The 26,299-nt window shown below is 72.5% G+C and carries 19 protein-coding genes; 11 read left to right on the top strand and 8 right to left on the bottom strand.

The window, feature by feature from the left end:
• From IH45_RS0136085 to IH45_RS0136060, 6 genes are all read left to right on the top strand, one after another.
• Positions 1–2,207: collagenase (locus IH45_RS0136085; RefSeq protein WP_107058784.1), on the top strand; the 2,207-nt coding region annotated here is incomplete at its 5' end.
• A 320-nt stretch (positions 2,208–2,527) separates the two neighbouring features.
• Entirely contained in the window at positions 2,528–4,171 is a 1,644-nt protein-coding gene (locus IH45_RS0136080; protein WP_078897947.1) for an APC family permease, read from the top strand.
• Between the two features lie 91 nt (positions 4,172–4,262).
• On the top strand, positions 4,263–5,795 hold the full coding sequence (locus IH45_RS0136075) for a type III PLP-dependent enzyme domain-containing protein (protein ID WP_032918958.1): 1,533 nt from the start codon (positions 4,263–4,265) through the stop codon (positions 5,793–5,795).
• Positions 5,792–7,138 carry a pyridoxal-phosphate dependent enzyme gene (locus IH45_RS0136070; protein WP_030678753.1) on the top strand — a complete coding sequence of 449 codons (1,347 nt, stop codon included), beginning with the start codon at positions 5,792–5,794 and terminating at the stop codon, positions 7,136–7,138. The genes IH45_RS0136075 and IH45_RS0136070 overlap by 4 nt, the downstream gene beginning before the upstream one ends.
• Positions 7,139–7,144: 6 nt before the next feature.
• Positions 7,145–8,356 carry an aminotransferase class V-fold PLP-dependent enzyme gene (locus IH45_RS0136065; protein WP_030678750.1) on the top strand — a complete coding sequence of 404 codons (1,212 nt, stop codon included), beginning with the start codon at positions 7,145–7,147 and terminating at the stop codon, positions 8,354–8,356.
• A 98-nt stretch (positions 8,357–8,454) separates the two neighbouring features.
• Positions 8,455–9,213, top strand: coding sequence for a class I SAM-dependent methyltransferase (locus IH45_RS0136060; RefSeq protein WP_030678746.1), 759 nt, complete (start codon positions 8,455–8,457; stop codon positions 9,211–9,213).
• 12 nt (positions 9,214–9,225) lie between these two features.
• Here the strand turns inward: IH45_RS0136060 and IH45_RS0136055 are convergent, their stop codons facing one another.
• Positions 9,226–10,026, bottom strand: coding sequence for a VOC family protein (locus IH45_RS0136055; RefSeq protein WP_030678743.1), 801 nt, complete (start codon positions 10,024–10,026; stop codon positions 9,226–9,228).
• Positions 10,027–10,115: 89 nt separating this feature from the next.
• Complete coding sequence (locus IH45_RS0136050) at positions 10,116–10,865, bottom strand: SigB/SigF/SigG family RNA polymerase sigma factor (RefSeq protein ID WP_032918956.1); 750 nt, start codon at positions 10,863–10,865, stop codon at positions 10,116–10,118.
• A 469-nt stretch (positions 10,866–11,334) separates the two neighbouring features.
• Here IH45_RS0136050 and IH45_RS0136045 point away from each other — a divergent pair, with 469 nt between their 5' ends.
• Both IH45_RS0136045 and IH45_RS0136040 read left to right on the top strand, forming a co-directional pair.
• Positions 11,335–13,434, top strand: a complete 2,100-nt coding sequence (locus IH45_RS0136045) for a catalase (RefSeq protein WP_030678738.1) — start codon at positions 11,335–11,337, stop codon at positions 13,432–13,434.
• Positions 13,435–13,532: 98 nt separating this feature from the next.
• Positions 13,533–13,733: a hypothetical protein gene (locus IH45_RS0136040; RefSeq protein WP_030678734.1), complete on the top strand. Its 201-nt coding sequence runs from the start codon at positions 13,533–13,535 to the stop codon at positions 13,731–13,733.
• 18 nt (positions 13,734–13,751) lie between these two features.
• Here IH45_RS0136040 and IH45_RS0136035 read toward each other — a convergent pair whose 3' ends face one another.
• From IH45_RS0136035 to IH45_RS0136025, 3 genes are all read right to left on the bottom strand, one after another.
• On the bottom strand, positions 13,752–14,927 hold the full coding sequence (locus tag IH45_RS0136035; protein ID WP_030678732.1) for an amidohydrolase: 1,176 nt from the start codon (positions 14,925–14,927) through the stop codon (positions 13,752–13,754).
• A 570-nt stretch (positions 14,928–15,497) separates the two neighbouring features.
• Positions 15,498–16,640, bottom strand: a complete 1,143-nt coding sequence (locus tag IH45_RS0136030; protein WP_030678729.1) for a baeRF2 domain-containing protein — start codon at positions 16,638–16,640, stop codon at positions 15,498–15,500.
• Between the two features lie 402 nt (positions 16,641–17,042).
• On the bottom strand, positions 17,043–18,719 hold the full coding sequence (locus IH45_RS0136025; protein ID WP_030678726.1) for an ABC-F family ATP-binding cassette domain-containing protein: 1,677 nt from the start codon (positions 18,717–18,719) through the stop codon (positions 17,043–17,045).
• A 498-nt stretch (positions 18,720–19,217) separates the two neighbouring features.
• On the opposite strand from IH45_RS0136025, the gene IH45_RS0136020 reads away from it, so the two are divergent.
• Entirely contained in the window at positions 19,218–20,717 is a 1,500-nt protein-coding gene (locus tag IH45_RS0136020) for an amino acid permease (protein ID WP_030678724.1), read from the top strand.
• 73 nt (positions 20,718–20,790) lie between these two features.
• Here the strand turns inward: IH45_RS0136020 and IH45_RS0136015 are convergent, their stop codons facing one another.
• The 3 genes from IH45_RS0136015 to IH45_RS0136005 all read right to left on the bottom strand — a co-directional run bounded on the left by IH45_RS0136015 (position 20,791) and on the right by IH45_RS0136005 (position 24,347).
• A complete protein-coding gene (locus IH45_RS0136015; protein WP_030678721.1) occupies positions 20,791–21,780 on the bottom strand; it encodes an alpha/beta fold hydrolase in 990 nt (329 codons plus the stop codon).
• A 123-nt stretch (positions 21,781–21,903) separates the two neighbouring features.
• Entirely contained in the window at positions 21,904–23,247 is a 1,344-nt protein-coding gene (locus IH45_RS0136010) for a hypothetical protein (protein WP_030678717.1), read from the bottom strand.
• A gap of 113 nt (positions 23,248–23,360) precedes the next feature.
• Entirely contained in the window at positions 23,361–24,347 is a 987-nt protein-coding gene (locus tag IH45_RS0136005; RefSeq protein WP_030678715.1) for a hypothetical protein, read from the bottom strand.
• 722 nt (positions 24,348–25,069) lie between these two features.
• On the opposite strand from IH45_RS0136005, the gene IH45_RS0136000 reads away from it, so the two are divergent.
• On the top strand, positions 25,070–25,504 hold the full coding sequence (locus IH45_RS0136000; RefSeq protein ID WP_030678712.1) for a hypothetical protein: 435 nt from the start codon (positions 25,070–25,072) through the stop codon (positions 25,502–25,504).
• A complete protein-coding gene (locus IH45_RS0135995) occupies positions 25,504–26,151 on the top strand; it encodes a DUF6338 family protein (RefSeq protein WP_030678710.1) in 648 nt (215 codons plus the stop codon). Before IH45_RS0136000 ends, IH45_RS0135995 begins: the two co-directional genes overlap by 1 nt.
• Positions 26,152–26,299 lie beyond the last annotated feature (148 nt).

The raw sequence follows: 26,299 nt of genomic DNA, 5'->3' as shown, positions 1-26,299 counted from the left end.
CGGGGAGGCGCCCGCGGGGCCCGCGGCCTTTGCTGGGTGCCGGGCCCGGGGCCGTGGGCCGCGGCCCGTCGGCGAACCGGTCGGCCCGGGACCTGCCACCCGGCAACGGCCGCGTGCCCCGCGGCCGCATCCCCGGCGACCTGGCGGCGAGCGCCCCCGGCGGCCCCCGCGCGGACACCGCGCCCGCCTGCACCCTCGACGCCCTCACCCGCCTCGGCCCGGACGCCCTCGCGGACTTCCTCACCGACCCGGCCGTCACCGCCGAGGGCTGTCTGCGGGGACTGATCTGGACCTGGGACGCGCGGCTCGCCCCGGTGATGTCGCGGCCGCACGTACAGGCCGTGGCCCGCCGGATCAGCGCGCTCGCACCGAACCACGACGGCACCGACGCCACCCACCTGTACGAGCTGTTCACCTACCTGCACGCGGTCGTCTACCACGACTTCTCGCACGCCGAGATCGACGTCACGGACGCCCCGACCGTCGAGGCGATGCGGGCGGCCGTGGCCGCGTACGGGACCGCGGCCCGCACCTTCGAGCCCACCCGGCACAACGCCGAGACGCTGCGCGAAGCCCTCACCACCGCGAGCGCGCCGGGCCTGCGCCAGCACCAACTGCCGCTGGTGAGACGGGTACTGGCCACCATGGGTCCCGGCAGGCCGACCGCCACCGACCCGATGTGGGGCGGTGCCGCCCTCGCCGCCCTCACCGTCAACTACCTCGGCGTGTACCCGGGCAACAACGACACGGCCTTCCGGTCCGCCGTGACCGCCGACGCCGCGTACCGCGCCGACTTCCGCGCCTTCTCCGGCCACACCCACCTGAAGGGCACGGCCAACGCCTGGGCGGTGCGCGACGCGCTGGGCGAGTACGGCCGCTTCGGCCAGATCGACGCCCTCAAGCCCGCCATCGTGAACGACCTCGGCGGCCTGCTCACCGTCGCGGAGACCAACTTCGGCCGCCGCAGCGCCCCGTGGGCCGGTGTGGCAGGCTGGCTCAACTACTTCGGCGACTGCGAGCGCCACGGCGTCTGCCGGTCGCAGCTCGAACGCGAGATCTTCCCGTACACGTACACCTACGACCGGGGCTCCCTGGAGGTGCGCACCGCGCTCGACCGGGCCACCGTCGACCAGCTCTACTACGCAAGCAAACGGGTCAAGGCGCAGTTCTTCCGCGTGCTCGGCACGGACACGCCGCTGGCCGGGGACACCAACACCACGCTGCACGTCCACCTGTACGCCTCGCGTGCCGAGTACGAGATCATGCACCCGCTGCTGACCGGGATGGGCACGAACAACGGCGGCGTCTACATCGAGAACGGCGCGACGTTCTACACCTACCAGCGGCGCGTCCCGCAGGACTCCTCGCTCACCCTCGAAGAGCTGTTCCGGCACGAGTACACCCACTACCTCAACGGCCGCTGGGCCGTTCCGGGCAGCTTCGGCGAGGGGCCCTGGTACACCGGGGACCTGACCACGGCGATGGACGAGGGCACCGCCGAGTTCTTCGCCGGGGGCACCCGCGACGACGGGGTGAAGGTGCGCAAGTCCCTGGTCAAGGGCGTCATCGCGGACACCGCGAACGGCGGGCCGCGGATGAGCGTCGACCGGCTGCTGCACTCCACGTACGCGGGTGACGGCTTCCGCTTCTACAACTACGCCGGGACGTTCTTCGAGTTCCTGTGGCAGCAGCGCCCGTCGCTGCTGCGGGAGATGTACGGCTACCAGCGTGCCGACGACCCGAAGGGGTTCGACGCCTGGCGGACCCGGCTGGGCGCGGACGGCGGGCTGCAACGCGCGTACGACGCCTTCCTCGACGCCCAGATCGCGCAGGCCGACGACCTGTACGTGCCGCACACCACCTTCACGCCCAACGGGTCGCTGCGGTTCGCCGAGGCGTCCGAGGTCCGGGCGGCCTTCACCAAGGCCACGTACATCACGCCCGCCTGCACGGGCACCGGCGAGCCGGCCGGGCGGTCGCGCTTCATCTGCGCCGGCCGGATCACCGCCAACCTCTCCGACGCCCGCGACCCGGACCGGGTCTTCGCCGACATGTCGGAGACCGTCGACTACTTCCTGCTGGACCGGGCCGGTGCCGCGGCCAACAACCTCGCCGACATGGACTGCTTCTTCGGCACCGTGGACGTCTGGTCCGACGGCCGGGCCGGGAGCGCGTCCTTCACCTGCGAGGGCCCGCTGCGCAGCTGAGCGGGGAGTGCGGCGGGGCGCGGTGTGTCGGTGACCGCGCCCCGCCGCACGATGCCGTACGACGCCGTACGGGGGTGGACCGAGCGGCCGGTCGCAGATTTCATACAGCCGTCATCTTCTGCCTCTCCGGCGGGTGAACCACCCTCCGGCCGCCCGCCATCTCCTGCCATCTCCTTGCATATCGGGCATCCACCCTCCGGACATATCGGTCCACCCTCCCCCGGCCGCGCGTGGTGACGTGCGCTTTTTCCGCCATGGAACGGCAGAATCCGCATGCGGACGGTCATGAGCCGTCGGTAACGGATCAGGGAGGACGTGCGGTGTCGGAACGTCAGGTGACGGGTGAGGTCGACGGGGGCGGTGCGCCGGTGGTGCTGGCGCAGGAGCGCCGATTGCGCCGGGACCTGGGGTTCTGGGGGCTCACCGCGATCGGGTTCTCCAACATCGTGGGGTCCGGCTGGCTGTTCGCCGCCCTGTACGCGGCGCAGACGGCGGGGCCCGCGTCGCTGCTGTCCTGGATCGGCGCGGGGCTGCTGTGCGCGCTGGTCGCCCTGGTCATGGTGGAGCTGGGCGCGTCGCGGCCCGAGGGCGGCGGGACGGTCCGCTGGCCGCTGTTCGCCAACGGCCGGCTGGTCGGCACGCTGGTGGGCTGGTCGGTGCTGCTCTCGGTGGGCGGCACCGCGGCCGAGATCAGCGCGATCATGCAGTACGCCGCGCACTATGTGCCGGGCCTCTACAGCGGCCACACCCTGACCCTGGCCGGGGTCGGTGTCGCCGCCGCGCTCAGCGTGGTCCTGACGGCGCTGAACTGGTACGCGGTGCGGATGTTCGCCCGGCTGAACAACCTGGTCACGGTGTTCAAGATCGCGATCCCGGTGATCACCGTGATCGCGCTCATCGCCTCCGGCTGGCACCAGGGACGCCTGACCGACCACGGCGGCTTCGCCCCGTACGGATACGCCGCCTGCCTGACCGCGCTGGCCGGCGGCGGCATCGTCTACTCGGTCAACGGGTTCCAGGCGCCGCTGGACTTCTCCGGCGAGGCCCGCAACCCCCGAAAGACGATTCCCGCGGCCGTACTGACCGGCATCGCCCTGGCGGTCGCCATGTATCTGGCCCTCCAGGTGGCGTTCCTCTTCACCGTCCCCGAGAACCTGCTCGGCGGCGGCTGGAAGGGCGTGTCCTTCGAGTCCCCCTTCGGACAGCTGGCCCTGATCCTCAACCTGCACTGGCTGTCCAGCCTGCTGTACGCGGACGCGGTGCTCTCGCCCGGCGGCTCCGCGTACGTGGGTGTGGCGATCAACGCCCGGCACACCTACGCGCTCGCGAAGAACCGCACCCTCCCCCGGTTCTTCATGGCGGTCAACGAGCGGTTCGGCGTGCCGCGCCGGGCGCTGGTGCTCAACCTCGCAGTGATCGTGATCTTTCTGCTGCCGTTCGGCGGCTGGCAGGACATCGTCAGCGTGATGGGCAACATGTATCTGCTCATCTACGGGGCGTCCGCGGTCGCCGCTGCGGTCTTCCTCACCGACCCCGGCAGCACGACCTCCGGCTGGGTGCCGGGCCTGCGCTGGATCGCTCCGGTGAGCTTCGTGGTGGCCAGCGAGTTCGTGTACTGGTCGGGCTGGCACAACCTGCGCCTGGCGCTGCCGCTGGTCCTCGCCGGGCTGCTGATCTTCCTGGCCATGCGGCGCTCCGGGGACGGCGCGGCGGACGCCGTCGGCGACCGGGACGGCGCGGGGCGGCGGCTGCCGCTGCTCACCGAACTGCGCACCGGCGCCTGGCTGGTCGCGTACCTGGCGGTACTGACCCTGCTCTCCTGGCTGGGCAGCTTCGAGGGCTCCGGCCGGCTGCCGGCCCCGTACGACTCGCTGGTCGTGGCGGTCTTCGCGCTCGCGGTCTTCCTCTGGGCCGTACGGTCCGGTGTCCGGCACCTGACGGAGTCCCGGACCGCCACCGCGTGAGGGCCCGCACCGGCCGCCCGCCGCGGCCGGTGCCCCGGGCCGGTTCCGCGTACGAGGTGGCCTCGGGTCCGTACCGGGGGAAGTATTCCGTATGGACGTTCCCTTGTACCTGGAACCGCGGTTGGAGTCCCGGCTGGCTTCCCTGCTGCGCGCAAGGACGTTTCTCCATACGCTCGCCGGCGGGCTCGGGTCGCCGCTGAACGTGGTGCTGCCGGACCGCATCGCCGAGAACCTCGCCGCTTTCCGGGCGGTCTACCGCCGCCACCACCTCAGCGGCGGCATCTACTTCGCGCACAAGGCGAACCGGTCCAGCGCCCTGGTGCGGCGGCTCGCCGCGACGGACGCGGGGATGGACGTGGCATCCGTCAGGGAACTCCAGCACGCGCTGGGGGCCGGGTTCGCACCGGACCGCATCCTGGCCACCGGGCCGAAGAACGGGGAGTTCCTGTGGCTGGCGGCCCGCACCGGCACCGCCGTCCACGTCGACAGCCCAGGGGAACTGGACGAACTCGCCGCGCTGGTACGGGACCACCGCCTCCCCCGCGTCCGCGTCCTGCTGCGCCTCTCCGGCTTCCGCACCCCCGGCGTCAGACTGCTGTCCCGGCAGAGCCGCTTCGGTACGGCCGAAGGCGATCTGGACGGCCTGCTCAAGGCGGTCGAACGGCACGGTGACGCGGTGGAGCTGACCGGGGTGGGCTATCACCTCGACACCACCAGCCCGGCCGAGAAGGCGGTGGCCCTCGAAGGGTGCGTCAAGGCCCTGGACACGTGCCGCGTCCGCGGCTTCACGCCGCGCGCCGTGGACATCGGCGGCGGCTTCGGCACCGACTACCTCGCCGACGGCGCGCAGTGGCAGCGCTACACGACCGAGCTGACCAACGCCGCGCTGGGGACCCGCCCGCCGATGACCTGGCGCCGTCACACCTACGGCCTGCGCAACGAGAACGGCACCCTGCGCGGCGCACTCGCCCTCTACCCCGCCCACCGCCCGACCGCCGGCGCCCGGTACCTGGACGAGCTCCTGTCGCTCCCCGCCCCCTCGCTGGGCCGCCCGCTGGCCACTCTGCTGCTGGAGAACCTGTACGAGCTGCACACGGAGCCGGGCCGCGCTCTGGTGGACCAGTGCGGGGTCACCCTGGCGCGGGTGCTGGAGGTGCGCCGTACGCAGCCCTCGGAGCGTTCGGAAGCCGTGGACGACCGTACGTCCCCCGGCCATCTCCTCGTGCGTCTGGACGCGAACGCCGACGACATCGGCCTGGAGGAGCACGGTGTCCTGGTCGATCCCGTCCTCGTACCGCGTACCGCGCGGCCGGTCCCGGACACCGGCCCGGTGGCGGTCTACCTTGCGGGCAACCTGTGCCTGGAGGCCGACATGATCACCCGGCGCGCGGTCCACCTGCCGGCCGCGCCGCGCCCCGGCGACCTGCTGGTGTTCGCCAACACCGCCGGGTACTGCATGGACTTCAGCGCCGACGAGGCGCAGCAGCAGCCCGTCGCCCGCAAGGCCGCCGTATGGCAGGAGGAGGCGGCGGACGGGCTCCCACAGGAGGACGCGCCCTGGCACTGGTGCCTGGACGAGCAGTACTGGCCGCACGTACCCCGCCGGACGAAAGGGACTGCATGAGGTTCGAGCGCATCACCGACGCCATCGGCAACACCCCGCTCGTACGCATCGATCCGTCCGTCCACGGCCTGCGCACCATCGATCTGTACGCGAAACTGGAGATGCTCAACCCGTTCGGCTCCATCAAGGACCGGGCGGCCTGGAACATGGCGCGGCCCGGTCTCGCCACGGCCGCGGACGAGGGCCGTACCGTCGTCGAGCTGTCCAGCGGCAACACGGCCAAGGCGCTGGCCGTACTCGCCGGGATGCACGGGGTGCCCTTCAAGACCGTCACGAACCGCATGCGCATTCCGGAGGTCAAGGACCTCCTCCTGCTGCTGGGCGCGGAGGTCGAGGAGCTGCCGGGGCAGACCGAATGCCTCGACCCGACCAACACCGACGATCCGCTCACCCGGTTCCACCAGGCACTCACCGAGCCGGGCGGCGCGTACCTGTACACCGACCAGTACTACAACGACCGCAACACGCAGGCCCATGTGGACGGCACCGGACCGGAGATCGTCAAGGACCTGGACGGCCGGGCCCCGGACTGGTTCATCGCCTGTGTGGGCACGGCCGGCTCGTCCACCGGGGTCGCCCGGGTGCTGCGCGAGCACGATCCGCGGGTGGGCGTGGTCGGGCTGGTGTCGAGCAAGGCGGACTTCGTGCCCGGCATCCGCACGATCGACGAGGTGCAGGAGGTCGGCCTGTTCGACCCGGGCACCTACGACACCCTCGCGTCCGTCACCGCCGACGAGGCGCTCGACGGCATGCTGACGCTGGCCCGGCGGTGCGGCATCCTGGCCGGCCCGACCAGCGGGGCCGCGTACTTCGGCGCCGTACGGCATCTGCGCGAGCTGGACACCGCGCCGGCGCCCGAGCCGGACGTGGACCGGCCCGCGGAGCGCCGGACCGCCGTGTTCATCGTCTGCGACCGCATCGAGAGCTACCTCGGTTACGTACGCCAGCGCCGCCCCGAGCTGCTGGGCCGGCCGCCGCAGCCGAACTCCCTCGCCACGCTGGCCGACGCCGAGGTGCGCGAGGCGCCGGACATCGACGTCGAGGGCGCCGAGTCCTGGATCGAGCGCGAGCACCCGCTCGTCGTGGACCTGCGCAGCCCGTTCGCCTATACCGCGCTGCACATCGCCGGATCCGTCAACATCGTCGACGAGCTCTTCGGCGAACTGGTCCGCGGCGGGCTGCCGTTCAGCAAGAGCCGCCCGGTCCTGCTGGCCTGTCCGGTCGGCGAGCAGTCCGCCAGATACGCCGCGCTGCTCAGCCGGATGGGCCATCCGGACGTGCGCAGTCTGCGCGGCGGAATCATCGCCTGGCGCGACGCGGGCGCCCCGCTGGTACGGGAGTGACCGCCGATGACCACGATGGACGCCCCCGTCACCGCGGCCCTGGAGGAGCTGCGCGGCTGGCACACCGCCGTCCGCGCCCAGTTCCCGATCATCACCGGCGCCCCGCACCTGGCCTATCTGGACAGCGCCGCCACGACGCAGAAACCGCAGGCGGTACTGGACGCCGTGCAGCACTACCTGACGACCGGCAACGCCAACGCCGGGCGCGGCACCTACACCTGGGCCAACCGGACCACGGCACTGGTCGAGGAGACCCGGCAGCGGGTCAAGGAATTCCTCGGCGACCCGGCGCCGGAGCGCTCCGGGGTGCACTTCGTCAGCGGGGCGACGGCGGGGCTGCGCGCCGTCGCGCTCGACTGGCTGGCCGGCCACCTCTCGGACGGGGACGAGATCGTGGTCCCGCTCGCCGATCACCAGGCGAACATCGTGCCGTGGCTGGAGGTGCGGGACCTGCTCGCGCGGCAGGGCGTACGCATCCGGGTCCGCCCGATGCCGTACCAGGCCGGGTCCGGCGACTACGACCCGGAGGCCCTGGCCGCGCTGGCCGGGCCGCGGACCCGCTTCGTGGCGGTCACCCACGTCCACCACGTCTACGGCGGCGACATGAACGTGCACCGCATCCGCCGTGCGGTCGGCCCCGACGTGCCGATCTGCCTGGACGCGGCCCAGAGCGTCGGCCACATCCCCGTGTCGCTGACGGACCTGGACGTGGACTTCGCCGTCTTCTCCGGCCACAAGGCCCTGGCGCTGCCCGGTTCCGGCGCCGTGTGGGCCCGTAACGCGCGGGGCCCGGTGTTCGAGCCCGGCGGGTGGGACGGCAGCCCGAACACCACCGGCATCCGCAGCCTGCGGGCCGCCTTCGACTGGCTGGACGCCGCCGGCACCGACCGCGTCGAGCGGTGGACCACCGCCCTGGCCGCCCGGCTGACCGAGGGGCTGCGCCGGCTGCCCGCGTACGAGGTGCTGGGGTGCCGGCGCAACCTGGCGGCCGACGCGGACGTCCAGCGGCGCCAGGGCATCGTCACCTTCCGGCACCACGCCATCGCCTCGGGAGACCTGGGCTTCGCGCTGTTCGACCACGGCTTCATGGTCCGTTCGGACAGCCTGTGCCAGGGCAGCGGCGGCGAGCGGCAGCACTCGGTGCGGGTGAGCCTGCACGCGTACAACGCGCCGGAGGAGATCGACCGGCTGCTGGACGTCCTGGCGTCGTGTGCCTGACCCCTTTGGAGTGACAGAACGCGTTTGGAAACCGTTTTCACCTGTAGGTTGAGACCGCTCGGCGGACAGGTGCGAGACGGTGAAGGTGACGCGACCGGATGGGACTGAGTGTGGCCACGGCCGCCCGGTGGGTACGGCGGTGGGAACGGCAGCAGCAGCGGTACGCGATCGACCGTGAGGAGCGCTTCACGGTCGTCGCGGACGCCGTCGAAAAGGTGACGGCACATCAAGAGCACGCGCACGTACTGGATTTGGGGTGCGGCCCCGGGTCCCTGGCCGCGCGGCTCGCCCGGCGGCTGCCCGGCGCGGACATCGTGGCCGTGGACAAGGACCCCGTACTGCTCGCGCTCGGGCAGGCCCACCACGGCGATGCGGTGCGCTTCGTCGAGGCGCCGGTCGGCGCGCCCGGCTGGACCCGCGCGCTGCGTCTGGACCGCCCGCTCGACGCGGCCGTGTCCTCTACGGCGCTGCACTGCCTCGCGCCGGACGCGCTGCGCCGCGCGTACCAGGACCTCGCCGGCCTGCTGCGCCCCGGCGGCGTGCTGGTCAACAGCGACCGGTTCCGCGGCCCGGCGGGCGACCGGGCCGCGGAGGTCGCCGTACAGGTGGGGCTGCGGCGGGCCGAGCGGCAGCGGGCGGCCTGCCGAGAGGACTGGGCCTCCTGGTGGGCCGCTGCCGCCGCCGACCCGGAGCTGGCTGATCCCTTCACCGCCCGCCGCGCCCGGCACACGCCGCACCACACGCACAACGGCCTGCCGCTGAGCCACCACATACGGCTGCTGCGGCGGGCCGGCTTCCGGCACGCCGCACCCGTCTGGCAGTTCGGTGAGGACGCGGTGCTGGTCGCGGTGCGGTAGCCCGTACGGAGTTCAGGTCTGGGCGCCGACGATGTGGAAGAGGGTCCCTTCGGGGTCGCGCAGCTCGGCCACCGGCCCCTGCGGGGTGCGTTCCGCCTTGGACTCCACCCGGCCGCCGAGCTCCTTCGCGGTCTCGACGGCCTCCTCGACGTCCGGCACCTGGAAGTGGATGTTCCAGCGCGGCCGTACCTGCGGGTCGGCCGCCGCCTCGATCGCGCCGCCGTAGAGCCCCACCGCGTCCCGGCCCTCGAAGCTGAGCACCACCCGCTCGTCCTCCCAGCGCACGTCGAAGGGGGTGGCGGCGTCCTCCTCGCTGAGCCACCCGAAGAGGTCGCCGTAGAAGCGCGCCGCGTCGAACGCGTCGCGGGTGCGCAGCTCCACCCAGACCGGCGCGCCGGGGCCGGCCGGCTGCCGGTCGGTCTGCGGGGTGTTCTCGCGGCACTCCCACAGGCCGAAGCGCGCGCCGGCGGGGTCGGCGGCCAGCGCCAGCCGGCCCGCGTCGAAGTCCAGCGGGCCGATGGCGACCGTGCCGCCGCGTTCGCGGACCCCGTTGGCCGCGTCGTCGGCGTTGCGGGTCCCGAAGTACGTGGTCCACGAGTTGGGCAGCTCGGTGTGGCGGGCGGCCGCGCTCAGCCCCGCCACCGCCGTGTCGCCGGCCATCGCCCGCACGTACGGGCCCCACCGGTCGGGACCGGCCTCGAACCGCCAGCCCAGCAGCGGTCCGTAGAAACGCGTCGCGACGTCGAGGTCCCCCGTCAGGAGGGTGGCCCACGACGGCACCCCGGGAACGAACGTCATCTGGCAGTCGCCCATGTAAAGCCGGCCCTTCTCCACCTTTGTGTCCAAAAAACTGCTACTGCGGTCCTACCAGGAAAGGCAGGACCGCATGTCATTTCAGCGGCTCATGCCGCGACCGAACTGGCGGGCGCCTCCGGTCCGGTGCCGTCGGCCTCCTCGCGAATGCGGGCGCAGGTCCGCTTGATGAGGCGGCACACATGCATCTGGGACAGCCCCAGTTCCTCGCCGATACGGCTCTGTGTCATATCGCAGAAGAAGCGCATGTACAGAATGCGGCGCTCTCGCTCCGGCAGGCCGCGCAGGCCGTCGCGCACCGTTTCCCGGGCGAGGACCAGTTCGTACTGCGGCTCGGTGAAGCCGATGCTGTCACGGAGCGCGAAATCGTCGTCGGCGCCCGGCCGCTCGGCGTCCAGGGAAAGGGTCTTGTAGCTTTCGATGGCTTCCAGGCCGAGGATGACGTCCTCGGCGGAGAGCCGGGTGCGTTCGGCGATCTCGGGCACGGTCGGGAAACGACTGTCGGAGGCCGCCGCCAGTTCGCGTACGGCGAGGCGTACGGTATTGCGGAGTTCCTGGACGCGACGCGGTACGTGCACGCCCCAGGTGCAGTCCCGGAAATGCCGCTTGACCTCGCCGACGATGGTGGGGATGGCGTAACTCTCGAATGCGCTGCCACGCTCGGGCCGGTACCCGCCGATGGCCTTCACCAAGCCCAGCGCGGCGACCTGTTTCAGATCGTCCATGCTTTCCCCGCGGTCCCTGAAACGCAGGGCGAGCCGTACGGCCATCGGCAGCCAGGCACGTGTCAGTTCGTCCCGCAGCCGCCTTTTCTCCGGGCCCTCGGGCAGTTCTGCCATGCGCGTGAAAACGGCGTTCGTCTCCGCTGCGTCCGGCGTGTCCGGAAAGGCTCGTCGGCGTCGCGACGGAGCCGTGACGGCTGTGCTCACGGGATCCACTCTCCCAACGGACGCGGGGTCTGGGCGTCGTCACCGAGACGGCGGAAGCACACCGAGCGGACAGCACACAGCTCCCCCGACGCCCGGCCTGACCAGGCATTCGGCACACGCCCATCGTCTGCATCACGAGCATAGGACGATTCGGGCCACCCCGCCCCCGGAGACGTCACGCCTCGCCGCAACCCGTTCACCGACCGGCGCGAAAAGCATGTTTGGGCAACCCGCCGGCCGGTTACCCAGCCCGGCGGAGCGCCGTCGCGGCGATGCGGGACGCGGCGTGCGCGAAATCGTCGTGCGGGCGTCCGCACGTTTCCGTACAGGGCTTTCGCAGAGGGCACCCGCACAGGGGCAGACAAGGAGCAGGAATCCGATGGCCGACCCGAAGCAAGAACAGCGTGACCGCTTCCGCGCCGAAGACCCGGCCGCCGGGCCGATGACGACCGACCAGGGCGTGCCGGTCGACCACACCGACGATTCCCTCCAGGCCGGTGAGCGCGGCCCGACCCTGATGGAGGATTTCCACTTCCGGGAGAAGATCACCCGCTTCGACCACGAGCGGATTCCGGAACGTGTGGTGCATGCGCGCGGGGCGGGTGCGTACGGTTACTTCCAGCCGTACGAGTCGTGTGCGGAATTCACCCGGGCGGCGTTTCTGCAGGACCCGTCCGTGAAGACGCCGGTGTTCGTCCGGTTCTCCACCGTGCAGGGGCCGCGCGGCTCCGCGGACACGGTGCGTGACGTGCGCGGATTCGCCACGAAATTCTACACCTCCGAGGGCAATTACGACCTGGTGGGGAACAATTTCCCGGTCTTCTTCATCCAGGACGGCATCAAGTTCCCCGACTTCGTGCACGCGGTGAAACCGGAGCCGCACAACGACATCCCGACGGGTGCCTCCGCGCACGACACGCTGTGGGATTTCGTCTCGCTCCAGCCCGAGACACTGCACACGATCATGTGGCTGATGTCCGACCGGGCCATCCCGCGCAGCTACCGGATGATGCAGGGCTTCGGCGTGCACACCTTCCGGTTCGTCAACGCGCGGGGTCAAGGCACCTTCGTGAAATTCCACTGGAAGCCGAAGCTGGGCGTGCACTCCCTGGTGTGGGACGAGGCCCAGGAGGCCCAGGGCCGCGACCCCGACTTCAACCGCCGGGACCTGTGGGACACCATCGAGGCCGGCGCGTACCCCGAGTGGGAGCTGGGCGTGCAGCTCGTGCCGGAGTCCGAGGAGCACGACTTCGACTTCGACCTGCTGGACGCCACCAAGATCATTCCGGAGGAGCAGGTCCCGGTGCAGCCGATCGGGCGGATGGTGCTCAACCGCAACCCCGACAACTTCTTCGCCGAGACCGAGCAGATCGCGTTCCACACGGCGAACGTCGTGCCGGGCATCGACTTCACCAACGACCCGCTGCTCCAGGCCCGCAACTTCTCCTACCTGGACACCCAGCTGCTGCGCCTGGGCGGCCCGAACTTCGCGCAGATCCCGGTGAACCGGCCGGTGGCCCCGGTCCGCAACAACCAGCGCGACGGCTTCCACCAGGACGAGATCCACCGGGGCACCAACTACTTCCCGAACTCGCTCGGCGGCGGCTGCCCCGCGCTGGCCGACCCGGACGACCCGGCCTTCCGGCACTACACCGAGCGCGTGGACGGCCGTAAGATCCGCCGCCGCAGCCCCAGCTTCGACGACCACTACACCCAGACGGCGATGTTCTGGCACAGCATGGCCGACTGGGAGCAGAAGCACATCGTCGACGCCTTCCGCTTCGAGCTGGGCAAGGTGGGCGCGAAGGAGGTCCGGGCCCGTACGGTCGAGCAGCTGTCGTACGTCGACCACGCGCTGGCCGTCGCGGTCGCCGAGGGCATCGGCGTACCCGCGCCGCAGGAGCGCCCGAACACGCCGCAGCCGACCCCCTCCCCCGCGCTGAGCTTCGAGAACAACCGCGGGGACGGTTCGATCAGCACCCGCCAGATCGCGGTCCTGGTCTCCGACGGCGTGGACGCCGCGCAGACGATCGCGGTCCGCGACGCGCTGGCCGAGGGCGGCGCGATCGTGGAGCTGATCGCCCCTCAGGACGGCACCGTCCAGGACAAGGACGGCAGCACCCTGGCCGTGGACCGGGCGCTGCCCACGGTCGCCTCGGTGCTCTACGACGCGGTGCTGCTGCCCCCGGGCGGCCTGGACTCCGGCAACGCGGCGGCCGACGACGCGGCCCTGCGCTTCGTCCGCAGCGCCTACCGTCACGGCAAGCCGATCGGTGCCCTGGGCGCGAGCGTCGCCAAGCTGGCCGGCATGCTGCCGGGCGAGCTGCGTACGGCCGCCGAGGGCGACTCGACGGTCACCGAGTCCGGCATCGTCACCGACCGCCTGTCGGCCGGTACGACGGCCCAGGACTTCACCGCCGCCTTCACCGAGGCGGTGGCCGCCCACCGGCACTGGAACCGCCCGGCGCTGCCCAGCTGACCCCGGGAACCGCACAGGCCACCGGCCACGGGTCGGGTCCGCACACACGCTGCGGGCCCGGCCCGCCCCGTTCCGGACCCACGAGAGAGGACCGCCCCATGGGCAACGACCGCAAGCACACCGACTCCGCCGCCGATGAACTGGTCAAGGAGTTCGAGGACGCCGAGCTGGACGTCACGGAGGAACCGGACGAGGACGAACGGGTCGGCAAGGAGGGGGACACCTTCTCCACGAACCTGGAGGAGCAGCAGGAAGCGGCGGGTCACCCCGGGGGCGAGCCCGCCGACGAGGGCCGGTAGGAGCGTTCCCGGCGCGCTTCACGCCCGTTCCCGGTGGGCCTTGGTGATCCGGGCCCGCTGGGCCGGGTCGGTGGCCAGGTCGGCGGCGGTGCGGGCCAGGGCGAGGGCGGCGTCCAGTACGGCGCGGTCGGCCCGCTCGCCGGTGGCGGCCTCGGCGAACTCGGCCGTGTGCGGGCGGGCCGGGCAGTCCAGGCCGATGGTGGGGTGGATGGCGGGCAGGACCTGGCTGACGTTGCCCATGTCGGTGGAAGCACCGATGGAGACGGCGGGCTCGGGCGTGCGGCCGAGCGCCCGTACGTGCCGGGCGTAGGTGTCACCGAGCCAGGCGTCCTGCCGCAGGTCGGCGTAGGGGGCGGCCGGTTCGGTCAGCGTCAGCTCGCAGCCGGTGGCCACCGCGCCCGCCTCGAAGCAGGCCCGTACGCGCGGCCACAGCTCCTCCAGCGCGTCCAGGGTGTCGGCGCGCAGCTGCCAGCTGATGCGGGCCCGCGCGGGAATGATGTTGGTGCGGTCCCCGCCGTGCGTGACGATGCCGTGCATCCGTACGCCGTCGGGGAGTTGCTGGCGCAGCAGGGCCAGCGCGGTCTGCGCGACCACGCACGCGTCGGCGGCGTTCAGGCCGTCGTACGGGGCGACGGCCGCGTGCGCCGCGCGGCCCCGGTACTCCGCGTGCACCTCGCGCGCGGCCCGGGACGTACCGCCGAAGTCGTCCGCCGGGCCGGGGTGGACCATCATCGCGAACGACACGTCGTCGAAGGCTCCGGCGCGCAGCAGGTGGACCTTGCCGCCGCCGCTCTCCTCCGCGGGCGTGCCCAGCGCCTTCACCCGCAGGCCGAGGTCGTCGGCGACCGCCGACAGGGCGATGGCGGCGCCCGCGCCCGCGGCGGCGATCAGATGGTGCCCGCAGGCGTGGCCGAGGTCCGGGAGCGCGTCGTACTCCAGGCACAGGCCCACGGTCAGGTCCGCGTCGGACGGCCCCGCGGTGGCGGTGAAGGCGGTCGGCAGCCCGGCCGTCCCGCGCTCCACCGCGAGGCCCGCGTCCGCCAGCAGCGCGGTGAGGGCGTCCGCCGCGTGGTGTTCGGCGAACGCCGTCTCCGGGTGGGCGTGCAGGTCACGGGCGAGGTGCAGCAGTCGCTCGGCGACGGCGTCGAGCCGGGCGCGGAGCACGTCGTCGGACGCGGGGACGGTACGGGCCACGGTGAACCTCCCTGTCGGCAACACTCGGCCCCCAGCCTCGCAGGCCCCTGGCACATCCGGAGCCCTCGACGTCTTCCGGAGAAGCAACGCCCGCCTGTACGGCGCAGATCACCGTTCCCCACCCGTACGGGCACCGGGGCCGTCCTTTTACTGATGCGCCGCGCGCCTCCTGGGACGGACGCGCCGCGGCGCCCGGTGTGCGCCCGGTTTCCGCGACCGGGCGCGGAATGTGCGCCCTGCCCGGCCGGTGCGCCCGCTCCTAGCCTGCGAGCGTGGGCCACAGGAGGATGAGTGAAAGGAAGGTCGAGTTGACGCGACGGTCTGCACCCAGGCCGAGTCCCAGCCGGTCGAGGTGACCCCAGCCCCTATGGCTCCACCCGACCAGCTCGGCCCTGTCTGCCGGGGCGGCCCTGGACCCGACGGCCGGCCCCGGCGGAAGGAGCGGACCGCCACCTGTCACGCGCTCCCGCCGTCGCCGCCTCCGGCGCCCTCCCGCGCATGACGAAAACCGGTGCCCCGGGCAGTGAGGGGAAACTGCCCGGCGCACCGGTCTCCGGTTCGGGGGCCCACCTACTCGTGCTGGGTGGGCGTGCTCCAGCGGAGGATGGCTCCGAGGCCGCCCGTGGGCGCTTCGGCCGGGTCGCGTACGACGACGGCCTCGGCCCCGGTGGCGGCGGCCGAACGCAGCAGCGCGTCGTCCGCGCGCGCCGCGGACGGGTTCGTCTCACCCAGGTACTGGAGTTCGGTGCCCCGGACCGCGAGCTGGTCGGGGCCGGGACCCACCCAGACCTCGCGGCCGGCGTCGGCGCCGCCCGGGGCGAGGATCAGGGTCTCGATGCGGTGTTCGCGTGCCGCCTCGATGAGGGCCGGTACGCCGGTCGCGGCGTACGCGGGATCGGTGCCGCCGACGTCGGCGCCCGCCCGGAACCGGTTCAGCACGTCCGTGACGTGGTCGTGCTCGAAGCCCGCACGGACATGGGCGATGTCGCGGTCCAGCTTGGTGCTGTCGGCGCCGGCCGCCCGGCCGCCGTGGTCGGTCTCGAAGGCCACCGTACGCAGCTGCTCCGGAAGCTTGTCGTGGACCGAGCGGCGTTCGCGCGGGTCGCCGGCCAGGAGCATGACCTGGGCGCCGCAGCTCTCGAAGACCCGCTGGGCGGCGTCGGCGATCTCACCGGCGTTCTGCTCCCAGGTGTTCTCGACCGCGGTCTGGAAGTGCCGTTCGGACCAGTCGGCCGTGGCGGTGCGGTGGATCGGCCAGTCCAGGCCCTCGACCGTACCGGCGTCCAGGGCGCCCTGGTCGCTGTGCAGCGCGAAGTCGGCTCCCTCCCGGTCCACGTAGACGACCAGGCACCGGACGTCGTCCGCGGCGGCCTCGGCCCACGGAGTGATCCGGGGCAGCGGCGACCAGCTCGCGAACGAGCGGGCGGGCCGGCCGGAGAGCGGCGCGTCCAGGACGACCTCGCCGCCGGTGGCGAAGACCGCCCGTCCGGGCAGGTCGACCGGTTCCCCGTCGGCCCGCGCGTTCGCCAGGGACGCGCGCACCGCGTCGCACGTGGCCCGGTCCGCCCCCTGCTCCGCGAGCTGTCTGGCCGCGGCGTCCGCCGAGAGTTCCCGCTGCTTGGCCGCGTCCTCGGTGCTGTGCGGGATTTCGGCGTACACGGAAGCCCAGGGGCCCGGCCGGTCGATGATCGGTTGAAGGAGCGAGAGGTGCATGGCGCTTCCTCCTCGGAGTTCGCGGGTCGCCGACTGACGGTCGTGACAGCCTTGACGGTGATGTCCTGACGGTGTTCCGGGTGCCCTGTTCTCGGCGGTTTCAACGTATACGGACGGTTTTCCTGTGGTCCGATGTGGTCCGATGTGGTCCGAGTTGCCCCGGGGCCACCGCCCGGCCCGTCCGCACGCGTGCCCGGTCCGCCATGCCGTCATGCCACGCCGCCACGGGACTGTTGCCCCTTCACCCTTTCCTCGCGGGCTTCCGGGCGGGTTTCCGCGCGGGTTCCGGGCGGGTTCCGAGCGGGTTCCGGGCGGGCTTTCCCCTCCACTGTCGGCCCTCGGGCCGAAGGGCGCACCCCGGAGCGCCCTTCCCCGTGGAGAGCCCGTGTCCGGGCGCGGCTCTCAGCGGCTGTCGGCGGCACCTTCCCGTACCGCCCGGCCGCCTTCCAGCTCCAGCGTGCGCCCGCGGAACCCGCGGCGGAAGCGACGGTCGTGGGAGACCACGACGACCGCGCCGCAATAGGCCGCCAGCGCCTCTTCCAGTTCCTCGACGAGACCGAGGGAGATGTGGTTGGTCGGCTCGTCCAGGACGAGCAGGTCGGCGGGGCGGGTGACCAGGCGCGCCAGCTCCAGCCGGCGCCGCTGGCCGACCGACAGGGCCGTCACCGGCACCGCCAGGTCGTCCTCGCGGAACAGGCCGAGGGACAGCAGCGCGGGCGCGTGCTCGTCGGGCGGGCCGGGCAGCCCGGCGGCGAAGGCGGCCAGCAGGGACCGCCGAGGCGGTACGGCGGACAGCTCCTGCGCCAGGTAGCCCGTACGGGCCGGGCGGCGCACGGTGCCCGTGTCGGGGCGCAGGTCCCCGGCGAGCACCCGGAGCAGCGTCGTCTTGCCCGCGCCGTTCGGGCCGGTCACGAGCAGGCGCTCGCCCGGCGCAACGGTCAGCCCGTCGAGGCGCAGGCGGTCTCCGACGGTGATGCCGGTCAGTTCGGCGAGGGGCTGCCGGGGGCCGCCGGCCGTCCCGTCCGCGTGCCCGGCCCCGTCCGTGCGCCCGGCTCCGTCCCCCTGCCCGGCCCCGTCCGTGTACGTGGTCAGCTCCGCGCTGAACCGGAGCGGTACGGGAGGCGGCGGTACCGGGTGGCGCCGGAGCCGGGCCAGCCGCTGCCTGGCCGCTCTGACCTGGCCGGACAGTTTCGCCTCGTGGGAGCGCCGGTGTTTGCCGAAGCCTTCGTGCGGGTCCTGGCCGGTGCCGGCCAGCCGCCGGCCGGCCGATGCGGCCAGCTCGGCGGTCCGGGCGACCTCCGCGCGCCACTCCTCGTGGTCCTGTGCCCAGCGGCGGCGGGCCGCGGCCTTCGCCGTGCGGTAGCCCTGCCAGCCGTCGCCGTACCGCGTGACGGTGCGCAGGTCGCGGTCGGCTTCGAGGATGTCGGAGGTGACCGCTTCGAGCAGTTCCCGGTCGTGGGTGACGACGACCACCGTGCCGCGGTGGGCTTTCAGGTGCGCCTCCAGCCAGGCGGTGGCCTGCTGGTCGAGGTGGTTGGTCGGCTCGTCCAGCAGGAGCAGTTCGGGGGCCGCGGCCAGGACGCAGGCGAGCGACAGCCGCGACCGCTCGCCGCCGGAGAGCGAGCCGAGCACCCGGTCGCGGGTGAGGTGTGCCAGGCCGAGGCCGTGCAGCGCGGCGTCCACGCGGGCGTCCGCCTGGTAACCGCCGCGCTCCTCGTACGTGGTCAGCAGCTCGCCGTACGCGTCGAGTTCGTCCGGCGTGGCGGTGGCCAGGACGGCTTCCGCCGCCCGTATCCGGGCTTCGAGGCCTCGCAGTTCGGCGAGGGCGGCGTCGACGGCGTCCTGGACCGTGCCGCGCGGGTCGAGGTCCGGGGTCTGGCCGAGGTGGCCGACGCCGCCGGGAAAGGACACGGTGATCTCGCCCGTGTCGGGTTCCGCCGCCCCCGCCAGCAGCCGGAGCAGCGTGGACTTGCCGGAACCGTTGTCACCGATGACTCCGGCCTTGCCGCCGGGGCGCACGGTCAGTGACACCTGTTCCAGCACGGCGCGGTCGCCGTAGGCGAGGGAAACGTCCTTCATGGTCAATTGGGCGCGATGGCGCACGGGAAATCCCTGGGTACGTCCTGGCCGCGCCGTGCGCTGTCGGGCACGGGGGCCGGATTCCGATAAGAGGCCGGGAACGCAGCACGGCGGCAGGCACGGCTGCGGAGGGAAAGTGACCGTGGAATCGGCGCGGCGGCCCGGCAGATGTCGCTGCGCGGGCGGGCGCCGTCCGCGGGCGGGACGGCTGAGCGTCAGCCGTCCGCGGTCACGCCCGGTCTCAGACGAAGTAGTACCAGGAAGCCATGTGCCCACTGTAGCCGACGGGCGCGCGGAACGGACGGGAATATCCGCGCGGCGGCGCGGTCACCGGATGCTGTCCGCCGATCCCGCGGCGTCCCGGTATTCCGGGCGGCGGTCCCAGCATTTGAGACGCCGGAGCGTTACGTTGCGAGGACGCGGACGCCTGACGGAGACTCCGACCGGGAACGCGTACGACCGTTCCCGTACCCCTTGAGAGAGTTCGGAATACCCACCGTGAGTCTGCTGCGCAAAAAGCCTTTGGAGCGAGCCGTCAAGGAGGCTCGCGGAGAAGGCGAACAACGCCTTCGCCGGGACCTTTCCGCTCTGGATCTGACCATCCTCGGGGTCGGTGTCATTCTCGGCACCGGAATCTTCGTGCTCACCGGTACGGTGGCCCGCAACATGGCCGGACCCGCCGTGGCGCTCTCCTTCGTCGTCGCCGCCGCGGTCTGTGCCTGCGCGGCGCTGTGTTACGCCGAATTCGCCTCCTCGGTACCGGTCGCGGGCTCCGCGTACTCCTACTCGTACACGGCGCTCGGCGAACTGCCGGCCTGGATCATCGGCTGGGCGCTGAGCCTGGAACTGACCCTGGCGACGGCGGTGGTGGCGGTCGGCTGGTCCGGCTATCTGCAATCGATGCTCAACGGCGTCGGTCTCCAGCTGCCCGCCGCGCTGAGCGGCGGCGACGACGCCGTGCTGAATCTGCCCGCGGCGCTTCTCGTGCTCGTTCTGGGCGCGGTGCTCGTCGTCGGCGGAAAGCTGTCGAAGGGCGTCACCAATGTGCTGGTCGGCATCAAGTTCGCGATTGTGCTGCTGGTCATCGTCGCCGGGCTGTTCTTCATCGACACCGACAATTACCACCCGTTCGTGCCGGAGGCCCAGCACACCGCGAAGGTCTCCGGCCTGCAGGCCCCGCTATTGCAGCTGCTGACCGGCATCACCCCGACGGCATTCGGCGTCGCGGGAATTCTCAGCGCCGCCGCGATGGTGTTCTTCGCCTACATCGGTTTCGACATGGTGGCGACCTCGGCGGAGGAGACCCGCCGCCCGCAGCGCGACCTGCCCATCGGCATCATCGCCTCGCTGGTCGTCGTCACCGTGCTCTATGTCGCGGTGTGTCTGGTCGTCACCGGAATGCAACACTATTCGCAGCTGTCGGTGAAGGCGCCGCTGGCCGACGCCTTCACCGCGAAGGGCCATCCGTTCTTCGCCACGGTCATCAGTCTGGGCGCGGTGGTCGGCCTGGCCGCGGTGAGCCTGATCTGCTTCCGGTCGCAGAGCCGGGTGATCTTCGCGATGGCCCGCGACGGGCTGCTGCCGAAGGCGCTGTACAAGGTCGACCCGCGGCACGGCACCCCGAAGATCAACCTGATGGTGCTGGCGGTGATCATGGCGGCGCTGGCGGCGTTCATGAAGTTCGACGTGCTCGCCGAGATGGTCAACATCGGCACCCTGTTCGCCTTCGCCGCGGTCTCGGCCAGCGTGCTGATCCTCAGGCGCACCGCCCCCGACCTGCCCCGCGCCTTCCGTACCCCGTGGGTGCCGGTCATCCCGCTGGTCTCGCTGCTGTGCTGCCTCTACCTGATGCTCAACCTCCAGCTGATCACCTGGGTCGGCTTCCTGGTCTGGCTCGCGGTGGGCCTCGCGCTGTACTTCGGGTACGGCCGGCGCCACAGCAGGCTCGCCGAGCGGGCACCGGACACGGCCGAGCAGGCCGGCGCCGGCGTGTCGTAGACGTCCGACACCGACGTCACGGGCCCGCCACGGGCCGGTTCAGCACCGGCCCGTGGCGGGCCCGCCGCCGTCCTCACCCGGCCGCGGGCAGCTCCGCCAGGAACTCCAGCAGCGCGGCGTTGACCTCGTCCGGCCGCTCCTGCTGCGTCCAGTGGCCACAGCCGGGCAGGGCCGGGGCCTGGCGTACGTTCGGCATCGCCCGCTCCAGGGCGGACAGCAGCTCGGTCATGGCGGGGAACGCCCGGACCAGGTCGCGGTCGCCCGCCAGGTAGAGCCCGGGTACGTCGATGCCGCGGCCCTGGAACGGCGCCGTCAGCTCCCAGTTGCGGTCGATGTTGCGGTACCAGTTCAGACCGCCGGTGAAGGCACGGTCACCGTGCCGGGCGTACTCGCCCACGAAGGTGTCGATGTCCTCCTGGCTCAGCCAGGCGGGCAGTTCCTCCGGCTGCGGCATGGTGTCGAGCAGCTTGCCGCCCACCGGGATGACCCACGGCTGGGGCGGGTCGGTGAACGGACTGTCGCCGGAGCCGTTGACCAGCATGGCGCGGAAGGCGGCGGGCAGGTCCTGGGCCAGCTCGGCGTCGGCGACACCCGGTTCCTGGAAGTAGATCTGGTAGAAGCCGTCCCCGAGCGCCGCGCGCAGACGGGGCAGCGGCGCCTCGGAGGAGCGCGGGGACGGCGGCACGCTCAGCCCGACGACGCCGCGTACGACGTCCGGGCGCAACTGGGCCGTCGTCCAGGCCACCGGCGCACCCCAGTCGTGGCCGACGACGACCGCCCGCTCCTCCCCCAGGGCGTGGATCAGGCCGATCACATCGCCGGTCAGGTGCAGCATCGTGTACGCGGCGATGTCGGCCGGCTGCTCGCTGCGCGCGTAACCGCGCTGGTCGGGGGCCACCACGCGGTAGCCGGCCGCAGCCAGCGGCGCGAACTGGTGCCGCCAGGAGTACCAGCACTCCGGGAAGCCGTGCAGCAGTACGACCAGGGGTCCTTCCCCCTGTTCGGCGATGTGCAGCCGGATGCCGTTCACCTCGACAGAGCTGTGCTCGACTTCGCTGGTCACAAGTCCTCCTGCGGTCGCCGGCGGGTATGCCGTTCGGTGCGGGCGCGGTGCGTCCCGCACCGAACGGTACGGCCAACGGCCGCACGGGGAAACGCCCTTGCCCGGCGAGCCGCCCGCCCGGGCTCAGCCGGTGTACTCGACCGTGATGGGCGCCGTGTCGTTCTCCCGGTCCGGGTCGGCCTTCGGTCCGGAGAGGGCGTGCACCGATCCCCGGGCGCCCTCGACCCGCCTGTCGATGTGGACGCGCACCCAGGTGCCGCCGACCTGGTAGCCGTGGCACTCGGCCGGGCCGCCCCCGGACCCGCCCGGCTCGCAGTAGACCATGTCGCTGGTGTGCTCGCCGGGCGGCACGGTGACGAGGCTGACGCCTTCGGGCAGGGTGACCGCCATCTCGGGGTCGGCGAAGTTCCTCGGATACGGCACCTGGGCGTCGACGGTCTCGCCCACCCTGCCCTTGATGGTGAAGCCGACCGCCTGGAGGTCGTTGATCAGCGTCGTGTCGAAGTCCAGGTCACTCATGGCCTGATCGGCGTGCCAGTACATCAGCGGGGCGAAGTCGCTCCCGCCGCCGTCGACGGGGCGCAGGCCGAGCGGCGCTCCGGTGCCGCGCGGGGCCGAGCCGGGCAGCCGGGTCCGGCCGAACGTCTCGTGGGCGCGAAGCACGGTGTACGAGATACGGCCGTGTATCGCCGTCGCGCCGGTCTCCGCCGTGAACGGGGCGTCCGTCTTGAACGCCGCGCCGGGCGGAAGCGGTCCGGGGAAGTCGCACTGCGCCTTGGTCGGCGCCACGGCCTTGTCGTACCGGCAGTTGCTGTGGAGGCGCCGCAGCGTCGCCCCGGAAGCCTCGACGAGCAGGCTCAGGCCCCCGTCGATCCCGGTGTCCCCCCGGTTCCCGAACGCGGGCGCCAGCTGTATCCCGGAGCCCGGTTCGACGCCGGTCCTCTTCGCTGCCTGACGGGCCGTGATGACGGGCGCGCCGATGACGACCTGCGTGGTGTGCCGGACGGTGGGCGTGGTGGGGCTGGTCACGGTGACGGTCATGGCTCCGGCCGGCCCCGGGGCGGCACCCGGGCGCGGCACCAGGGTGAACGGGGTGAAGACCGCTCCCGGTTCGACGTCCACCGTGCAGGTCATGACCTGACCCGTCATGCCGCACTTGTTGCCCTTGTCCACCCAGACGGGGTCCGCCTTGCCCTTGAGGACGGACAGGTCGATGCTCACCTTCACGTTCTTGACGACCGGGTGCGGCTCCCGGGCCTTCAGGGCGATCTCGTACTTCCCCGGCGTGTCGTCCCGGACCGGTGAGCCGGCCCGGGGGATGTAGTACGTGTTCCGCATCCCGCTGAGCGTCAGCGCCGGCCCCGCGGCGGACACTCCGCCGGCGACGGTGACCACCGGCGCCTTGCCGCCGACCGTTACTGTCACGGCCAGCGCCACCAGCACCACGGCCGCCGTGGCGCCCACCACGCGCTGCGACCGTGTCCCCGTTGTCGATCTGTTCATACGAGGCCAGACCGGCGCGGGCACCGGATGGTTGCACGCGAAACGAAAAAACGGGCGTTCCGGCGGCGTGCCGCCCCTCACGGCTCGTCGTCTCCCTCCCGGGGCTGGGTGCCCGGCATGATCTGGATCAGGATCGAGTCGTCGTCCTCGATGACGTAGAGGGGGTCGGTACGGGGCTGCCAGCCGACGGGCAGGACGTAGTAGCGGCGGTCGCGCTCCAGGATCAGGCGCAGTCCCGTGTAGCGGTAGCGGTAGTGCATGCCGGGAAGGGTCTCGGGCACCAGGCCGGGGCCCTTGATGCTGAGGCGTTCGGTGCTCAGGACCACGACGGCGGGGCGGCGCACCAGGTGGGCGGCGGCCGCGCGGGCGTCCTGCCTGCCGAGCTGGCCCGCGACGAGGGCGACGGCCCACACCAGGAACAGCCCGGCCGCGACGACGGGGAGACCCCTGCGCCACAGCCCGCGTGCGCCGCGGGCCGGGTTCGCCGAGCCGCTCTGGCTGAGGACGAGGCCGGTGGCCACGAGCACGGGCGCTGCCCAGCCGTACGGCTGGATGTGCTGCCACAGCAGCATCAGGCCGACACCGGCCGCCACGAACAGCGCGTACTGCCGGGCGATGGCCCGTCCGGCGCGGCGCACCCCGAGCGTGACGCGGCTCGGGACGCGCAGCGCGACGAGGAGGTCCGGCAGGCGCGGTCCCAGGGCCAGGAGGGCCAGGCAGACGAGGACCGGCAGGGTCACCAGCCGCAGACTCCAGATGATCATCTGCGGGAAACCGAAGCCGAGGACGGACGCGCGGATGTGGAAGTAGCCGAAGTAGGCGCTGCTGTGCATGACGCCCGCGTAGAACATCAGGCCGCCGACGAGCGACCCGGCGCCGAGGACGGTGTTGATGGACTCGAACCGCTGGTCGGGCTGCGGTGGTGTGCCGGAGCCGGGACCGGAGGCATCCGGCGGTGCGGCAGCCCGGCGGATCCGCCGACGGCGCCGGGCGCGGGCGCGGACGGCGGCCGGATCACCCGGTACGGCGGGCGGATCACCCGGTACCGCGGGCGGGGCGCCCATCGCGGGTCAGGGAGTGCCGGAGGCGGGCTGAGTGGGGCCGGGCCGGGCGGTGTCCGGTTGCGGACTCTCGTCGGTCTGCTTCCCGGCCCCGTCCGTCGCGGGACCGGGCGAGCTGTCGGCCGTGGGTGACGGGCTGTCCGTATCGGGACATGTGGTCTCTTCGCCGGAGGGCCGGGCGCACGAGGTGTCTTCGGTGGGGAAGCCGGGGCTGGGCGTGTTCCCGACGCCGGTCGTCTCGGGTTCTTCCGTATCCGTGGCGGGCTGCGGCACCGGCTTCACCGGGTCACCGCCCTGACTGTACGAGGCCGGACCGCCGCCTCCGTCCCCCCGGCCGCCGCTGCCCGCGCCCGCGCCTTCGGACGCGGGAGCGCCCCCCTGTGACCCGGCGGGCGACGCCGTACCGTTGGGCGCGCCCCCGGGACCCGTACCACCGCCGGGCCCCGTACCGCCGCCGGGCTGCCCGCACGCCGTGACACCGGCGAGCACCGTCAGGGCCAACGCCGCGGTGAGACGACCGGCTTTCGCTGCTGCGGACCTCATCTCGGACCCCCGTCCCCCGTGGACCGCTGCTGCGAGGCTAGCAGCGGCCCGGCGGCCGGTCACCGTGCCGGGAGCACTCCGGCCCGCTGTTCGACACCGCCGCCGAACAGCGCGTCGGCGAGGGCTAGTTGGCCTAGCCTGAGCGTCAGCGGGGCCGCTTGCCATGGAAGGGACGGGGCAGCGTGAACGGGTATCTCGTGACGGGGGATCTGCTGATGGCCGCCGTCCTGTCCGGCACGGCGCGGCGCGGTCGGCCGCTCGCGGGGCGCCGCCGTGGCGTGCGGACGGCCGCCCTGGTCGCCTTCGGCGGCCTGCTGCTGGGCGCGGGGCGGGACCCGGCCGTGATGGTGTGCGCGGTCTTGGCGCTGGGCGCGGCGGCCGTGCTGCTCGCGGACATGACGACGGTACGCCGCTCGGTCCTGGCCATCGCCTGGGCGGTCGCCGCCGCGGCCATGGCAGCCCTGAACCTCGGCCAGGAGCAGGGCGGTTCGTGGGTGGCGGAGCGGAAGCCCTGGGTGACGGTCGCCGCGCTCGCGGTCCTGGGAGGGCTCACGGCGGCGGCGGTCGCGACCGCACGCCTGGCCCGGGACCCCGACGTGGGGCCCGGTGGTGTGTGATGACCACCGCGCCCTCGACGGTGCTCCAAGTGGCGCTGCTGGTGCTCTTCGTGCTCCCCGGGGTCACCTACCAGTTCCTGCGCGAGTACTGGCGCGGTCCGGTCCCGGGCGAGCGGAAGCTCGGCGAGCGCGTCCTGCGGGCGGTCACCACTTCCGTGGTGCTCGACGCGCTGTACCTGATTGTGTTCGGACCTCAACTGGTCTTGCTGGCCCGGGAGATCGGGCAGGACGGCTGGTCCCGGTTGGCTGCCGGGCCCCGGGCCGCCGGGCTGGCGGGGCTGGCGCTGTTCGTGGTGATTCCGGCCGCGGCCGCCGCGGCCGTGACGTACCGGCAGCGACGGCGGTTGAGCACCGTGCGCTACCGGGCCACGCCCACGGCGTGGGACCAGATGTTCCGACAGCGCGGCTCGTGCTTCGTCCGACTCCGGCTGCGCGACGGGGTGTGGATCGGCGGCTGGTACGGCACGCGTTCGTACGCCACCTCCTATCCGCACCCGCCGGAGCTGTATCTGGAGTCGGCCTGGCTGATGCGCCCGGACGGCAGCTTCCACCGCCGGATCGAGAACAGCGGCGGCATGTTCGTACGGGCCGAGGACACCGACGTACTGGAGATCCTGCTCCCGCCCCGGGACGTGCCGCGGGGGTGAGACCGGAGCACGGACACGACGGCGAGAACAGCACGAGTTCCGGACCGGAAGGAGTTTCAATGACTGCGTCAAGCTGCCTGCGCGACCGGCGGGGCGAAGGTGAAGACTCTGTTGTCGCGCAGGAGTGCCCACATCACGTCGACTCGTC

The sequence above is a fragment of the Streptomyces rimosus subsp. rimosus genome (genome assembly GCF_000720725.1).
GTDB lineage: Bacteria > Actinomycetota > Actinomycetes > Streptomycetales > Streptomycetaceae > Streptomyces > Streptomyces rimosus_A.
This window is presented reverse-complemented; position numbering and strand designations above follow the sequence as displayed.

Excerpts from the sequence above, each read along its gene's own strand:
- IH45_RS0136045 (WP_030678738.1), top strand. The coding sequence starts at position 11,335 with ATGGCCGACCCGAAGCAAGAACAGCGTGACCGCTTCCGCGCCGAAGAC.
- IH45_RS0136050 (WP_032918956.1), bottom strand. The coding sequence starts at position 10,865 with ATGGCAGAACTGCCCGAGGGCCCGGAGAAAAGGCGGCTGCGGGACGAA.
- IH45_RS0136075 (WP_032918958.1), top strand. The coding sequence starts at position 4,263 with ATGGACGTTCCCTTGTACCTGGAACCGCGGTTGGAGTCCCGGCTGGCT.
- IH45_RS0136070 (WP_030678753.1), top strand. The coding sequence starts at position 5,792 with ATGAGGTTCGAGCGCATCACCGACGCCATCGGCAACACCCCGCTCGTA.
- IH45_RS0136040 (WP_030678734.1), top strand. The coding sequence starts at position 13,533 with ATGGGCAACGACCGCAAGCACACCGACTCCGCCGCCGATGAACTGGTC.
- IH45_RS0136065 (WP_030678750.1), top strand. The coding sequence starts at position 7,145 with ATGACCACGATGGACGCCCCCGTCACCGCGGCCCTGGAGGAGCTGCGC.
- IH45_RS0136060 (WP_030678746.1), top strand. The coding sequence starts at position 8,455 with ATGGGACTGAGTGTGGCCACGGCCGCCCGGTGGGTACGGCGGTGGGAA.
- IH45_RS0135995 (WP_030678710.1), top strand. The coding sequence starts at position 25,504 with ATGACCACCGCGCCCTCGACGGTGCTCCAAGTGGCGCTGCTGGTGCTC.
- IH45_RS0136030 (WP_030678729.1), bottom strand. The coding sequence starts at position 16,640 with ATGCACCTCTCGCTCCTTCAACCGATCATCGACCGGCCGGGCCCCTGG.
- IH45_RS0136055 (WP_030678743.1), bottom strand. The coding sequence starts at position 10,026 with ATGGGCGACTGCCAGATGACGTTCGTTCCCGGGGTGCCGTCGTGGGCC.
- IH45_RS0136025 (WP_030678726.1), bottom strand. The coding sequence starts at position 18,719 with ATGAAGGACGTTTCCCTCGCCTACGGCGACCGCGCCGTGCTGGAACAG.
- IH45_RS0136005 (WP_030678715.1), bottom strand. The coding sequence starts at position 24,347 with ATGGGCGCCCCGCCCGCGGTACCGGGTGATCCGCCCGCCGTACCGGGT.